This is a genomic window from Pseudomonas frigoris (genome assembly GCF_047758635.1).
Classification (GTDB): Bacteria; Pseudomonadota; Gammaproteobacteria; order Pseudomonadales; family Pseudomonadaceae; genus Aquipseudomonas; species Aquipseudomonas frigoris.
This window is the reverse complement of the sequence record NZ_CP180479.1, coordinates 1528665-1543152: the sequence shown is the minus strand read 5'-3', so window position 1 is coordinate 1543152 and position 14488 is coordinate 1528665. Positions and strand designations below refer to the sequence as shown.

Annotated in this window: 13 protein-coding genes and 1 pseudogene; 8 read left to right on the top strand and 6 right to left on the bottom strand. The window is 59.4% G+C overall.

The window, feature by feature from the left end:
• Nucleotides 1-53: 53 nt before the first annotated feature.
• Nucleotides 54-959, top strand: a complete 906-nt coding sequence (locus ACMXYH_RS06905) for a LysR family transcriptional regulator (RefSeq protein ID WP_415766675.1) — start codon at nucleotides 54-56, stop codon at nucleotides 957-959.
• Nucleotides 960-1176: 217 nt separating this feature from the next.
• Nucleotides 1177-1353: a hypothetical protein gene (locus tag ACMXYH_RS06900; protein WP_415766674.1), complete on the top strand. Its 177-nt coding sequence runs from the start codon at nucleotides 1177-1179 to the stop codon at nucleotides 1351-1353.
• Nucleotides 1354-1362: 9 nt separating this feature from the next.
• Here ACMXYH_RS06900 and ACMXYH_RS06895 read toward each other — a convergent pair whose 3' ends face one another.
• On the bottom strand, nucleotides 1363-2259 hold the full coding sequence (locus ACMXYH_RS06895; protein WP_415766673.1) for a helix-turn-helix domain-containing protein: 897 nt from the start codon (nucleotides 2257-2259) through the stop codon (nucleotides 1363-1365).
• Between the two features lie 179 nt (nucleotides 2260-2438).
• Here ACMXYH_RS06895 and pobA point away from each other — a divergent pair, with 179 nt between their 5' ends.
• Both pobA and ACMXYH_RS06885 read left to right on the top strand, forming a co-directional pair.
• On the top strand, nucleotides 2439-3632 hold the full coding sequence (gene pobA / locus ACMXYH_RS06890) for a 4-hydroxybenzoate 3-monooxygenase (RefSeq protein ID WP_415766672.1): 1194 nt from the start codon (nucleotides 2439-2441) through the stop codon (nucleotides 3630-3632).
• 80 nt (nucleotides 3633-3712) lie between these two features.
• Nucleotides 3713-5230 (top strand): MDR family MFS transporter, encoded by a 1518-nt coding sequence (locus ACMXYH_RS06885; protein ID WP_415766671.1) that lies wholly within the window; start codon nucleotides 3713-3715, stop codon nucleotides 5228-5230.
• Nucleotides 5231-5383: 153 nt separating this feature from the next.
• On the opposite strand, the pseudogene ACMXYH_RS06880 reads toward ACMXYH_RS06885, so the two are convergent.
• From ACMXYH_RS06880 to ACMXYH_RS06865, 4 genes and pseudogenes are all read right to left on the bottom strand, one after another.
• A pseudogene (locus ACMXYH_RS06880) lies at nucleotides 5384-5661 on the bottom strand (cache domain-containing protein); the annotation flags it as partial.
• A 275-nt stretch (nucleotides 5662-5936) separates the two neighbouring features.
• A complete protein-coding gene (locus ACMXYH_RS06875; protein WP_415766670.1) occupies nucleotides 5937-6812 on the bottom strand; it encodes an ATPase in 876 nt (291 codons plus the stop codon).
• A gap of 117 nt (nucleotides 6813-6929) precedes the next feature.
• A complete protein-coding gene (locus ACMXYH_RS06870) occupies nucleotides 6930-7922 on the bottom strand; it encodes an NAD-dependent epimerase/dehydratase family protein (RefSeq protein ID WP_415766669.1) in 993 nt (330 codons plus the stop codon).
• A 54-nt stretch (nucleotides 7923-7976) separates the two neighbouring features.
• The gene (locus tag ACMXYH_RS06865) at nucleotides 7977-8870 is read right to left on the bottom strand and encodes a LysR family transcriptional regulator ArgP (RefSeq protein ID WP_008156078.1); all 894 of its coding nucleotides are present in this window, start codon (nucleotides 8868-8870) and stop codon (nucleotides 7977-7979) included.
• A gap of 96 nt (nucleotides 8871-8966) precedes the next feature.
• Between ACMXYH_RS06865 and ACMXYH_RS06860 the strand changes: the two genes are divergently transcribed.
• The 3 genes from ACMXYH_RS06860 (at nucleotide 8967) to ACMXYH_RS06850 (ending at nucleotide 10751) form a co-directional block, all read left to right on the top strand.
• Entirely contained in the window at nucleotides 8967-9368 is a 402-nt protein-coding gene (locus tag ACMXYH_RS06860) for an ACT domain-containing protein (protein WP_415766668.1), read from the top strand.
• Between the two features lie 7 nt (nucleotides 9369-9375).
• On the top strand, nucleotides 9376-9978 hold the full coding sequence (locus ACMXYH_RS06855) for a LysE/ArgO family amino acid transporter (RefSeq protein WP_415766667.1): 603 nt from the start codon (nucleotides 9376-9378) through the stop codon (nucleotides 9976-9978).
• 176 nt (nucleotides 9979-10154) lie between these two features.
• A complete protein-coding gene (locus ACMXYH_RS06850; RefSeq protein WP_074874062.1) occupies nucleotides 10155-10751 on the top strand; it encodes a superoxide dismutase in 597 nt (198 codons plus the stop codon).
• A 174-nt stretch (nucleotides 10752-10925) separates the two neighbouring features.
• Here the strand turns inward: ACMXYH_RS06850 and ACMXYH_RS06845 are convergent, their stop codons facing one another.
• Entirely contained in the window at nucleotides 10926-11192 is a 267-nt protein-coding gene (locus ACMXYH_RS06845) for a DUF6124 family protein (protein WP_415766666.1), read from the bottom strand.
• A gap of 1212 nt (nucleotides 11193-12404) precedes the next feature.
• On the opposite strand from ACMXYH_RS06845, the gene ACMXYH_RS06840 reads away from it, so the two are divergent.
• Nucleotides 12405-14456: a putative bifunctional diguanylate cyclase/phosphodiesterase gene (locus ACMXYH_RS06840; RefSeq protein ID WP_415766665.1), complete on the top strand. Its 2052-nt coding sequence runs from the start codon at nucleotides 12405-12407 to the stop codon at nucleotides 14454-14456.
• Nucleotides 14457-14488: the final 32 nt, after the last annotated feature.

Sequence of the window (14488 nt, the reverse complement as noted above, 5' to 3'; positions counted from 1 at the left end):
AGTACAAAAAATGCGATGCTGGGACATAGTTTGTTTCTGAAAGTGAGCAAATGATGGATCGTCTACAAGCAATGCGGGTGTTCGTCACAGTGGTTGACCTCGGCAGCCAGTCGGCCGCCGCCGATCACCTGGACCTGTCACGGCCCGTGGTTTCGCGCTATCTGGCGGAGCTGGAGGATTGGGTCGGCGCACGCCTGATGCACCGCACCACGCGCAAGCTGAGCCTGACCGCTGCCGGCAGTGAAATCCTGCCCCGTTGTCGGCAGATGCTCGACCTGTCCACGGACATGCAAGCCGCCGTCAGCGAACCGGACGAGGCACCACGCGGCCTGTTGCGCATCAGCGTCAGCACTTCGTTCGGTCAGGCACAACTGGCGGATGCCATGGCCGCTTACGTCAAACGTTACCCTGGTGTAAGCATCGATATGCAGATGCTCGACCGCACGGTGAACCTGGTGGATGAGCGCATCGATCTGGCGATCCGCACCAGCAACGACCTGGACCCGAACCTGATCGCGCGGCGGTTGACCGTCTGCCGCTCGGTGATCTGCACCTCCCCCGCTTATCTGCTCGAACACCCGACACCGCTGCGGGTCGAGGATCTGAGCCAGCACAATTGCCTGACCCACTCCTACTTCGGCAAAAGCCTCTGGCATTTCGAGGAGGACGGTGAGCAGGTGTCAGTGCCGGTGCAGGGCAACATCAGCGCCAACGAAGCCAGCACGTTGTTGCGCGCGACGATGGCTGGCGCCGGGGTGGCGATGCTGCCCAGTTATCAGGCGGGCGTGCATATCCACAGCGGCGAACTGATCCGCCTGCTGCCCCACGCCGAACCCCGGCAAATGAACATTTACGCGGTGTATGCCTCACGCAAACACATGCCGGCGGCGTTGCGCAGCATGCTGGACTTTCTGGTGCTCAGATTTCCAGAAGAACCGGCGTGGGATATCGGCCTGTAACCAGATCAAATGTGGGAGCGGGCTTGCTCGCGAATGCGGTCGATCATTCAACATTGATGGCGACTGACCCACCGCTTTCGCGAGCAAGCCCGCTCCCACATGGGGATATTAGTGTTCTGAATGTCGGGTTACATGCGCAAGCCACGCGCCTGGCAACTCACAGGCACTGACCTATGCTCAAAGTAATACCGAAGGGTATTCGTTCAGAGGTCACGCCATGAACACCAAAACACGAAGATACCTCGCGATTTTCATCACCTGCGCAGCCACGCTCGCGCTGTATGGCACCGCGGCCTGGCGCGTTGAGCAGTTGCGACAACTGCCCCGTGAATACGCGAGCTGTAACTTCGAGCGCTGCATTCCCCACAACGCGACCCTCAACGCCCTCAAGTAACGAAGGGGATCAGGCCTCGTTGTCCTGATCGGCCTTCAAGCGGTCACGAAATGCCTTGGGCGAGATCCCCACTCGACGCCGGAACAGGCGCGTGAAGTTGGTCGGATCAGAGAACCCCAACACGTCGGACATTTCATAAATGGTCATGCTGGTATAGGTCAGCAAACGCTTGGCCTCCAGCAACTGACGCTCGTGCATGATCTGCAACGCCGGTTGTCCCGCCAGCTCACGGCAGGTGCCGTTGAGGTGTGACACCGAAATCCCCAGCCGATGAGCCAGGTCCTCGACTTTGACGTGTTGGCGATAGGTCTCTTCCACCAGTTGGATAAACCCGTTGAGGTATTCCCGGGCACGCTGCGGACGCTGGCTGGCGTTGCGACGGGAAATCACCTGGCGGCTGACCCACACCATGATCACGCTGACCAGCGAATGCATGAGCATTTCGCGAGCCGGTTGGTGGCCGGTGTACTCGTCTTGCAGCGCTGAAAACAGGCTGTTGAGGTATTCGCCTTCCTTGCCCGCCGGATAACTTTCGGCTTGGGCCAGGGCGTTCACCGAATTGCCGAGTTGCGCCTGAAGGTGGGCAACCAGCGGCGCGGCAAGGGTCACGACAAACCCTTCGACGTCCTCGGAAAACCGGTAGCCATGCACCGATAACGGCGGCAAAACCAGGATCGCCGGCTCGGTCAGTTGCGTACGTTTGCCTTCGATTTCAAGCTCTGCCTGACCTTTGAATACGAAGAGCAACTGGCACAAATCGGCGTGACGGTGGGGTTTGATTTCCCATTGATGTTCGCGGCTGCGTTTGGAAATGGTTTCACAGTGCAGCAAGTCCGGGGTCGGCCAATCCAGGCTTTCACCGTAGAGCTTGAACACTGGAATCGAAGGTAGGTCAGGCTTGTTCATCACTTCAATCCAGGCCTCGGGGGTAGGCGGGCGATAATCGCACCGATTGGCAGAATGTACAGGTATCGGCTCAGTTTTCCCCTTCAATTGACAGACTCGCGAGAGAAAAATGCAAGCACTCGATCCATAAAAATTACTCACCGGCCCTGGTCGCGTGAAGCTTGCGAGTCATAAAAACAATGAAAACGCTGAAAACCCAAATCGCCATCATCGGCGCCGGTCCGTCCGGTTTATTGCTCGGCCAATTGCTGCACAACGCCGGCATCGACACCCTCATTCTCGAACGCCAGACCCCGGACTATGTGCTTGGACGAATCCGTGCCGGCGTCCTCGAACAAGGCATGGTAGAGCTGTTGCGCCAGGCTGGGGTGGGTCAGCGCATGGACGCCGAAGGGCTGGTCCACACAGGCTTCGAACTGGCCCTCGACGCACGCCGGGTACACATCGATCTGCAAGCCCTGACCGGTGGCAAAACGGTGATGATCTACGGTCAGACCGAGGTCACTCGCGACCTGATGGCCGCTCGTCGGGAGGCCGGTGCGCAGACGATTTACGAGGCAAGCAACGTCGTTCCTCACGGGATGAAAACCGAAGAGTCGTTCGTGACTTTTGAGAAGGACGGCGAGCTGTATCGACTCGATTGCGACTACATCGCCGGGTGCGACGGTTTCCATGGCGTGGCCCGGCAGGCGATTCCTGCCGAGTGCCTGAACGTGTTCGAGCGGGTCTATCCGTTTGGCTGGCTGGGGATTCTTGCCGATACCCCGCCTGTTCACGAAGAGCTGGTTTATGCCAGGCATGAGCGCGGTTTTGCCCTGTGCAGCATGCGTTCGGCCACCCGCACCCGCTATTACCTCCAGGTGCCGGCCGACGAGCACGTCGAGAACTGGTCTGATCAACGCTTCTGGGATGAACTCAAATCCCGTCTGCCTGGCGCGTTGGCAGCGTCGTTGGTCACTGGACCTTCCATCGAAAAAAGCATCGCGCCGTTACGCAGTTTTGTCGTCGAACCGATGCAGTACGGGCGGATGTTTTTGGTCGGCGACGCTGCGCACATCGTCCCACCCACCGGCGCCAAGGGCCTGAACCTGGCGGCCAGCGACGTCAGTACGCTGTTCAACATTCTGCTGAAGGTTTACCGAGAAGGCCGTGTGGATTTGCTGGAGAAGTACTCCGAGGTCTGTTTGCGCCGGGTGTGGAAAGCCGAAAGGTTTTCCTGGTGGATGACCTCGATGCTGCACCGTTTCGAGGATAACGACGCCTTCAGTCAGCGCATCGCCGAGTCGGAACTGGCGTACTTCGTCGACTCCGAGGCTGGTCGAAAAACCATTGCAGAAAATTACGTCGGCCCTCCGTACGAGGCTATCGAATAGCCTGCTATCGACTTACACTGGCGAGCATCCCCGCTCGCCTTGCTCCTTGCGGGTCAATCACTGTCCGCAGGTTCTAACCCGTGACCAATCTCAACCAGCCTGAAACGCCCAAACCGGCCATTCGCAGCGTGTTGATCGCCCTGATGCTGGCAATCTTTCTGGGCGCGCTGGACCAGACCATCGTCGCGGTGTCGATGCCGGCCATTTCCGCACAATTCAAGGACGTCAGCCTGCTCGCCTGGGTGATTTCCGGCTACATGGTGGCGATGACGGTGGCCGTGCCGATCTACGGCAAATTGGGCGATCTGTACGGTCGCCGCAAGTTGATGCTGTTTGGCATGGGGCTGTTCACGGTCGCTTCGCTTTTCTGCGGCATGGCCCAGAGCATGGAGCAGCTGGTGCTGGCGCGGATACTTCAAGGCATCGGCGCTGGCGGTATGATTTCGGTCAGCCAGGCGATCATCGGCGACATCGTGCCGCCCCGGGAGCGCGGCCGCTATCAAGGCTATTTCAGCAGCATGTACGCCGTGGCCAGCGTGGCCGGACCGGTACTCGGTGGCTACATGACCGAGTACCTGTCGTGGCGCTGGGTGTTCTTGATCAATCTTCCATTGGGCCTCGGTGCCTGGCTGGTGGCCAATCGAACGCTGGTGGGTTTGCCAGTGCCACAACGCAAACCGATCATCGATTACCTCGGCACGTTGCTGATGATCATCGGCTTGACCGCCTTGTTGCTGGGCATCACCCAGGTCGGTCAGGGCCATTCGTGGCGCAGCGCCGAAGTGCTGGGCCTGCTCGGTTGTGCGGTGTTGGTTCTGGCGCTGTTCGTCTGGCATGAACGCCGGGCGCGGGAGCCGCTGCTGCCGATGCATTTGTTCGCCAACCGGAATGCGATCCTGTGCTGGTGCACGATCTTCTTCACCAGTTTCCAGGCGATCTCGCTGATTGTGTTGATGCCGCTGCGCTTCCAGAGCGTTACCGGCGCCGGGGCCGACAGCGCCGCGCTGCACCTGTTGCCGCTGGCGATAGGTTTGCCGATCGGTGCGTATTTCGCCGGCCGCCGGACCTCGGTGACCGGGCGCTACAAACCCATGATCCTGACCGGGGCCCTAATCATGCCTATCTCGATTCTCGGTATGGCGTTCAGTCCTCCCCAGGCCTTTGTGCTCAGTAGTCTGTTTATGTTGCTCAGCGGGATCGCTAGCGGCATGCAGTTCCCGACGTCCTTGGTCGGTACGCAGAACTCGGTGACACAACGGGACATCGGTGTCGCCACCAGCACCACCAACCTGTTCCGCTCACTGGGCGGCGCGGTGGGTGTGGCCTTGATGTCAGCCCTGCTGTTGGCGTTGTTACAGGACTCAAGTTTTGCCCACCTGGCCGGCTCTTCGATGATTGCCGAGGGCAGTTCGGGGAACGTCTTGCTCGATGGTTTGAACGCCGCGCCGGGGGATGCGCAGAACGCCTTGCGCGCCGAGCTGCTGCTGACCTTTCAACATTTGCTGATGGTCAGTGCGGCGGTGTCGCTGCTGGGGCTGGCGGCGGCGGTTGCCATGCCGAATATGGTGTTGCGGGGGCGCGAGGATAAGGTTCGATAGACGGACCGAGTCGCCTGCATTCGCGAGCAAGCCCGCTCCCACATTGGATCTCCGTCGTACACAAATGCTGTGATCACTGAAGATCTACTGTGGGAGCGGCGGTGCGACGATTCGACTTGCTCGCGAAAGCGGTGTGTCAGGCACCGCCATTCAAGGGCTGTAATACCCGACAGCCACCAGAAAATGCCCGACCTTTTTCAGGTAGGCATGCTTGTCCTCGACCTTGCCGTCGGACCAGTTCTGCCAGCGGTATTCGGCCCGAGCATCACGCCCTTGGTGTCGACCACGAACACGTAACGATCCTTGTCGACAAACTCGCCCTGACGGCTGAAAGCAGCGAAGGCCTTGTCGCCATTGTCGTGGTAGTACGCCAGGGCTTTTTCCAGCAGGGCTTTGGCAGCCTGGCTGTCGTCCTTTTCCGTGCCGGCAGCTGAACCTGGCCTCGTTCTTGTTGGTGTTCAAGAGCGTAGACGGCTTGGGATTTGTACGAATATTCAGGAAAGCACAGAGCGAGCAGCTGTCGAAGGCTGCGTTCGGCTCTGTAGCAGCTGTCGAGCCCCAGCGAGGCTGCGTTCGGCTGCGAAGCAGTCGTAAATCAATCAACGCGGTGCTTCAGGTAAACCGAGTTAATTGAATTGACGACTGCTGCGCAGCCGAACGCAGCCTCGCTGGGGCTCGACAGCTGCTACACAGGCCGGTTGAAGGCTCACTGCCTTGCGCGCAGCTGCTGCTGCAAATTCTGGATCTGCGCCTGAAGGGTGTTGATGTTGCGGGTGACCTGGCTACGGAAGGCGTCGAACTCGGCGGTATTGGTCCCGCCTGGCGTCGCGGCCGGGCGATTGTCCTGTTGGCTTTTGAGGACAATGACTTCCTGCTCCAGACGCTCGATGGCGGCGCTCGGGTTGCCTTGTTTCTTCAGTGCAACGATGTCAGAGCCAAGGCTTTTAAGTTGCGCGTCGAATTTGTCTGTGTCCGCCGGGTTGCTTTTCAGCACGGCTACATCGCTGTTCAAGACTTTGACCTGAGCCTGCAATTGAATGGTGGCGGCCTGTTGTTCGGTGCCTTGCGCGGTTATCTGCGCCAAGCGCTTATCCAGATCGGTGGTCTGTGCACTCATCTGCGCCAGGCGTTTGTCCAGATCGGTGGTCTGGCCGACAACGCCTTGCTGTTGTTTGCTTTGATCCTGGAGCTTGCTTTCCAGCTGTTTGATTTGCAGCTTCAAGGCTTCACTGTCGCTGCTGACGTTGGTCTGACTGGCGACAACCTTGCCGGAAATGTCCTGCAAGCGCCCCGCCGCATCCTCACTGATACGCGCGAAACTTTCCTGGGTCGCCACCAATTGCTGTTCCATCAGCGAGAGCTGCTGGAAGCTCCACCAGGCAAGGCCTGCAAAAGCAAAGAACAAGGCGCCAACCAGCGCCCACAGCGGGCCGGTGCTCGCGCTTTTGACTTTGACGACTGGCGCGGGCCGCGAATGCACGGTGGTGCGAGCGGTGGTCGGAAAATCATCGTCGTCGAGGCTGTCGGCACGCAGGCTCGGTACATCGTCGAAGTCGTCGTTGGCATCGTTACGCATGGACATTGAGTCAACCTTTGTGGAACGCGGTGATGGCTTGATGCGGCGCAGTATAACCCCCACTGCCGCATCGATTGACCCTCAACCCCGAACTCGGTTCAGTGTGCGGCGCTAACCCGCGCGTCAGCGAATGTCCTGGGCCTTCCACCAGCCGCAGAATTCATCGAGGGCGGTCCAGAGACTGACTTTCGGATCGTAGTCCAGATAATGCCGGGCGCGGCTGATGTCCAGGGTGAAATTTTTGTTCATCACCTGCATACCCAGGCGCGACAGGGTCGGTTCGGGACGACCCGGCCACAACTTGCACACCCCCTCGTTGAGCGCCGCTACGGTGTAGGCCAATCCGTAGGAACGGTAGCGCGTGACCTGTGGGACATCCATCTTGCGCATCACGTAATTGACCACGTCCCACAACGGCACCGGCTTGCCGTTGCTGATGTTGTAGGCCTTGCCCAAGGCCGAACCACTGGCCAGCAAACTGCTGAGCAACGCTTCATTGAGGTTTTGCACGCTGGTGAAATCAACCTTGTTCAGGCCGTTGCCGATGATCGCGAGCCGTCCTTTACGCTGCATTTTCAGCAGCCGCGGAAAGATGCTCATGTCGCCAGCCCCCGTCACGAAACGCGGGCGCAGGGCCAGGGTTTCGAGGCCGAACTCCTGAGCGCCGAAAACTTTTTGCTCGGCCAGGTATTTGGTCGCGGCGTAGGGATGCTTGAAGCGCTTGGGCACCTGTTCTTCGGTCAGCCCCAGGTGATCGCGGCCATCGAAGTAGATCGACGGCGACGACAAGTGAACCAGTCGTCGAACCCGCTGTTTCAGGCAGGCCTCGACCACGTTTTCAGTGACCTGGACATTGCCTTGATGGAAATCCTGATAACGCCCCCACAAACCGACCGCACCGGCGCAATGCACCACGGCTTCGACGTCTGAGCACAGGTCGCGTGCCAGTTCCGGGTCGCTCAAGTCACCCTGGGTGAACTCGGCGCCACGGCGCACCAGATGCTCCACACTTTCGGCCCGGCGACCGTTGACCCGCACGTCCAGGCCCTGCTCCAGGGCAAAACGCGCAAAGCGCCCGCCAATGAAGCCGCTTGCGCCGGTAACCAGAATCTTCATGAATTGCTCCGAATATTTCGTTTTGCGTATTGCGTGAGGTCTTGACGCTGCCCGTCAGTCCAACGGCACCAGCCATTGCTTCGACGAACGCACCAACTGATCGGTGAGCAACCCCAGCAACTGACCGCCATTGCGCCAATGATGCCAGTACAGCGGCACATCGATCGGCTTATCGGGCAAAAGCTCTACCAATACACCGCGTTCCAGTTGCTCGCGCACCTGCAGTTCAGGCACCAGGCCCCAACCGAGTCCCGCTTCCGTGAGGCGGATGAAACCTTCGGACGAGGGGCATAGATGGTGTTCGAATCCGCCATCGACGCCGAGGGACGCGAGGTAGCGATGCTGTAGGAAATCGTCCGGGCCAAAGACCAGCGCGGGGGTTTTCGACAACAGATCGGCGCGTACACCTTCAGGAAAATGCCGGGCGATAAATGCTGGGCTGGCCAGCGCACGGTAGCGCATGGCCCCCAGCAAAACGCTGCGCGCGCCGGCCACCGGGCGCTCGCTGGCGCAGACGCACGCCGCGACTTCACCGGCGCGCATGCGTTTGAGGCCGACAGTCTGGTCTTCGACCACTAGATCCAGCAGCAGATGCTGTTCCGCGCAAAAATCCCCGACCGCCACGGCCCACCACGTGGCGAGGCTGTCGGCATTCAAGGCGATGCGCAGACGTTCCGGCAGACCTTCTTCATCGAGTGCCGGCACCAGGGTTTGCAAGTCCCGTTCAAGCAAACGCACTTGCTGCACATGGTTGAGCAGCCGTCGGCCGATTTCGGTCGGGGCCGGCGGTGTCACCCGCACCAGCACTGGTTGGCCGACTCGCGCCTCGAGTAATTTGATGCGCTGGGAGATCGCCGATTGCGACAAGCCGAGCACCTGGGCCGCACGTTCGAACCCGGCCTGCTCGACCACCGCGGCCAAGGCAGAAAGCAATTTATAGTCGAACATCAGTTTTCCTAATGAGCGATCAGCATGATTGGTTTTTCTTATACAGCCTGACACCGGAGAATAGCCAGCAAGAACTCTTGAACAAGGATCATCGACATGGCTGGCGAAACTTCATTGGCAACCTTGCTGCGCAGCATGAGCCCGCAGCTCAACGTCGGCGAATACGTGTTCTGCACCCTGCGCGACGGCCAGTTGCCGGCAGGCCTTGAGATTGTCGGCAGCTTTCGCGAGCAGGAAGGTCTGACAGTGATTCTGGAACGTTCCCACGCCGAGAAGGCCGGATTCAGTTTCGATTACGTCACGGCCTGGATCACCTTGAACGTGCACTCGGCCCTCGAAGCCGTCGGCCTGACCGCCGCGTTCGCCACGGCATTAGGCCAGGCGGGCATCAGCTGCAACGTGATTGCCGGCTATTACCACGACCATTTATTCGTCGGCCAGGCCGATGCCGAACGCGCCCTGCACGTGCTGCGGGATCTGGCGGCCAACGCGGAGTAAACATCTTATGTGGCAAAGCTATGTGAACGGCCTGTTAGTGGCCGCGGGGCTGATCATGGCGATCGGCAGTCAGAATGCGTTTGTGTTGGCTCAGAGCCTGAGGCGTGAACATCACCTTCCGGTGGCGGCGTTGTGCGTAACGTGCGATGCACTGTTAGTCGCCGCTGGCGTGTTCGGCCTGGCGACCGTGCTGGCGCAAAACCCGACTCTATTGGCAGTCGCCCGTTGGGGTGGCGCGGTATTTCTGATTTGGTATGGCAGTCAGGCGCTGCGTCGGGCCTGCTCGAAACAGAGCCTGCAACAGGGCGAAAGCCAGACCGTGCGCTCGCTGCGCGCGGTGATGCTCAGTGCTTTGGCCGTAACGCTGCTTAACCCGCACGTTTATCTGGATACCGTGTTGCTGATCGGCTCCCTCGGCGCCCAACAAACCGAGCCCGGCGCTTATGTCATGGGGGCGGCCAGTGCGTCATTGCTGTGGTTTTTCACCCTGGCGCTCGGCGCGGCGTGGTTGGCGCCATGGTTGGCTCGGCCAAGTACCTGGCGAATTCTCGATATGCTGGTGGCGGTCATGATGTTCACAGTGGCCTTTCAATTAATCGTCGCCAGCTGATTATTCCAAAAGGCTCTGGAACCTCTATTCCACACAGTTGTTGCGTGGTTATGCCGCACCCCCGGTGCTATGATCCGATCCGATGCGCCGAAAAGAGTACAAACTCCCCGGCGCTTGTCTGGCCGCCCGTGATCGGCCTTGCGCTCACCGCAACTGACCTGATTAGGAGAATCATCATGGCTTTCGAATTGCCGCCGCTGCCTTACGCACACGATGCCCTGCAGCCGCACATTTCCAAGGAAACTCTGGAATACCACCACGACAAGCACCACAACACCTATGTCGTGAACCTGAACAACCTGGTGCCAGGCACCGAGTTCGAAGGCAAGACTCTGGAAGAAATCGTCAAATCTTCCTCGGGCGGTATCTTCAACAACGCCGCTCAGGTCTGGAACCACACCTTCTACTGGAACTGCCTGGCGCCAAACGCCGGCGGTCAACCAACCGGCGCACTTGGCGACGCGATCAACGCAGCCTTCGGTTCGTTCGACAAGTTCAAGGAAGAGTTCAGCAAGACTTCCATCGGCACCTTCGGTTCCGGTTGGGGCTGGCTGGTGAAAAAGGCTGACGGTTCCCTGGCCCTGGCCAGCACCATCGGCGCCGGCAACCCGCTGACCAACGGCGACACCCCGCTGCTGACCTGCGACGTCTGGGAGCACGCTTACTACATCGACTACCGCAACCTTCGTCCAAAATACGTCGAAGCGTTCTGGAACCTGGTCAACTGGAAATTCGTGGCTGAGCAGTTCGAAGGCAAAACCTTCACCGCTTAAGATCGATACCCATAAAAAACCCGGCTTAGGTCGGGTTTTTTTATGGGCGGTGGAAATGTGGTGCCTGGGCGGCCGCCTTCGCGAGCAGGCTCGCTCCCACAGGGGGAATACATTTCAAAGGTGGGAGCGGGCTTGCTCGCGAAGAACGATAACACGGTCAACCTGACGGAATGCCTAGCCCTGTGGGTCGACGATATCCAAAGCCCTATTCACAGCAAGGTCCGCCAGCATGACGATCTGGGCAATGGCCAACGCCGTACTGCGCTGGGAGCCGGTCAGGTAGGTGGCGAAATCACTGGCCAAGACGTTGGCTGAAGCCAATGACTCACAGGCGTGAGCCAGGAGGGATTCGGTATCCATGTCGGGGGCGATCATGAACATAGTGTTGGGACTGTAGGGTTTGGTGGTGTTGAAGGGGGGATCGGGGATTAATTTATCCAAGGGAATGCCTATGCGTTGGGTGCCAATCCCTTGCCGTTTCTCACGCGACGAAGAGGTGGCAGCTATGTGCGAGGTGAGAAACCGGTCATAGACACCCGGCCAGACCGAAGTCTGCCCGCACACAGCCGCCATAACGCATTTGCAGCAGATAAGCAGGCGGCAATTATGCGGATAGTGGCGCTGGATGACTATGACTTGCCGGGTTCTCACACCCGATCGCTGAGTTTTCAGCGACAGCCAAAGATTATTGACCCCGCTTCCGACATGCAACCTGAAAATCTCGTGGGAAAGTTCTACCGACTTCCTACACAACAAAAACCCCTGTGGGAGCGAGCCTGCTCGCGATGGCGGCAAGTCAGCCATGTTGGTATTGGATGCGCCGCCATCTTCGCGAGCAGGCTCGCTCCCACAGTGAATTGATGTGTGACAGGAAGAAACAGGTCGGCTGTCAGGCCGCCTTCGCGGGCAAGCCATGCTCCTACAAAATCAAAAGCAGAAGCAGCTCGGCGTGCACCGCTCCGCCCCTCACCACTCAACAGGCCGAGCGTTAGCTCGCCTGCAGCTCTTGATCTTGATCCACCCGCCCCTTCGGGAGGCTGAGTGGAGGTGTTCATCTGGGGGGTAGGCGCGCAGCGCCGTTCGACGAAGTCGAACACATCGAGAGGAGGTCGAAGCGAAGCCGACCGGAGGCGATGCCCCCAGATGAATGCCGGAGCGAAGGAACGCCGAGCCTAGGCGAGGGGCCGGACGCTTGGGGCGAGACCTTTGGTTACTTTGGGGCGTTTGCCAAAGTGACACGCCGTAAGGGCGGAACCATAGGTGGCCGTTACCGCAGAAATGGATATGTACTCGGTCAACCAACAGCTTGGTCGGCTGACAGGCCGCCATCGCGAGCAAGCTCGCTCCCACATTCAAAACGTGTACATCCGCAGAAACCAGGGCGATTTCCCACGATGAAACCAGCCTTCAGCCCCTTGCCCCAACGCCACAGCCGTCTAACATCAACCAAACGGAAAATATGTCCAAATCCCCCTCAAGTTGAAGGACTCAACAACCGACACAGTACAAATAGCGCAAATACTCCCAACGACAGCATTTCGGCCAAGCTACAGGCAAAACCCCATGTGATTGATTGTCCCTTTGACTGCCATCACCGGATTGCCAATACTCACGGCAACTTGACGCTACCCGCACGGAACAAGGAATGACTCTTTGAAGCTGGAACTCAAGAACAGCTTGTCGGTGAAGTTGCTTCGGGTCGTGCTCCTGTCGGCATTGATCGTCGGCGTGGTCTTGAGCTGCGCGCAGATCGTTTTCGATGCCTATAAAACACGCCAGGCCGTGGCCAGCGATGCCCAACGCATCCTCGACATGTTCCGCGACCCCTCGACCCAGGCCGTCTACAGCCTGGACCGGGAAATGGGCATGCAGGTGATCGAAGGCCTGTTTCAGGACGACGCTGTGCGCAAGGCCTCCATTGGCCATCCCAACGAAGCCATGCTCGCGCAAAAGTCTCGCGAGCTGCAGCATTCCGACAGTCGCTGGCTGACCGACCTGATCCTCGGCAAGGAACGCACCTTCACCACCCAACTGGTCGGTCGCGGCCCTTACAGCGAGTATTACGGCGACTTGAGCATCACCCTCGACACCGCCACCTACGGCCAGGGTTTCATCGTCAGTTCGGTGATCATCTTCATCTCCGGCGTGTTGCGTGCGATGGCCATGGGGCTGGTGCTGTACCTGGTCTATCACTGGCTGCTGACCAAGCCGCTGTCGCGGATCATCGAACACCTCACGGAAATCAATCCGGATCGCCCCAGCGCACACAAAATCCCGCTACTCAAGGGGCATGAAAAGAACGAACTGGGGATCTGGATCAACACCGCCAACCAGTTGCTCGAGTCAATCGAGCGCAACACCCATTTGCGCCACGAAGCGGAAAACAGTCTGCTACGCATGGCCCAGTACGACTTCCTCACCGGCCTGCCGAACCGCCAGCAATTGCAGCAACAACTGGACAAAATCCTGGTAGACGCCGGCAGGTTGCAACGTCGGGTCGCGGTATTGGTGGTCGGCCTCGACGACTTCAAGGGCATCAACGAACAATTCAGCTACCAGACCGGCGACCAACTGCTGCTGGCCCTGGCCGATCGCCTGCGAGCTCACAGTGGACGCCTTGGCGCCCTCGCCCGCCTCGGCGGCGACCAGTTCGCCCTGGTTCAGGCCGACATCGAACAACCCTACGAAGCGGCCGAACTGGCCCAAAGCATTCTCGATGACCTGGAAGCGGCATTTGCCCTCGATCATCAGGAGATTCGCCTGCGCGCCACCATCGGCATCACCCTGTTCCCCGAGGACGGTGACAGCACCGAGAAGCTGCTGCAAAAAGCCGAGCAGACCATGACCCTGGCCAAGACTCGCTCGCGCAACCGTTATCAGTTCTATATCGCCAGCGTCGACACCGAAATGCGCCGCCGTCGCGAGCTGGAAAAAGACCTGCGCGACGCCTTGGCCCGTGGCCAGTTCTACCTCGTCTACCAGCCGCAGGTCAGCTATCGCGATCACCGGGTGGTGGGTGTCGAGGCGCTGATTCGCTGGCAGCATCCCGAGCACGGGCTGGTCCCGCCGGACTTGTTCATCCCCCTGGCCGAGCAGAACGGCACTATCATCGCCATCGGCGAATGGGTGCTGGATCAGGCGTGCAAGCAATTGCGCGACTGGCATGACCAGGGTTTCGTCGACCTGCGCATGGCGGTGAATCTGTCCACAGTGCAGCTGCACCACGCCGAGTTGCCACGGGTGGTCAACAACCTCCTGCAGATGTACCGCCTGCCACCGCGCAGCCTGGAGCTGGAAGTCACCGAAACCGGCCTGATGGAAGACATCAGCACGGCCGCACAGCACCTGCTGAGCCTGCGCCGCTCCGGTGCGCTGATCGCGATCGACGACTTCGGCACCGGTTACTCGTCATTGAGCTATCTGAAAAGCCTGCCGCTGGACAAGATCAAGATCGACAAGAGCTTCGTTCAGGACCTGCTCGATGACGACGATGATGCGACCATCGTTCGGGCCATCATCCAGCTGGGCAAGAGCCTGGGCATGCAGGTGATTGCCGAAGGCGTGGAAACCGCCGAGCAAGAGGCCTACATCATCTCCGAGGGCTGTCACGAAGGTCAGGGCTATCTCTACAGCAAGCCGCTGCCGGCGCGGGAATTGAGCGCGTATCTGAAACAGGCCCAGCGCAGCAATGCGGCTATTTTGTAAAACATCAAAAGATCGCAGCCTCGTTTCACTCT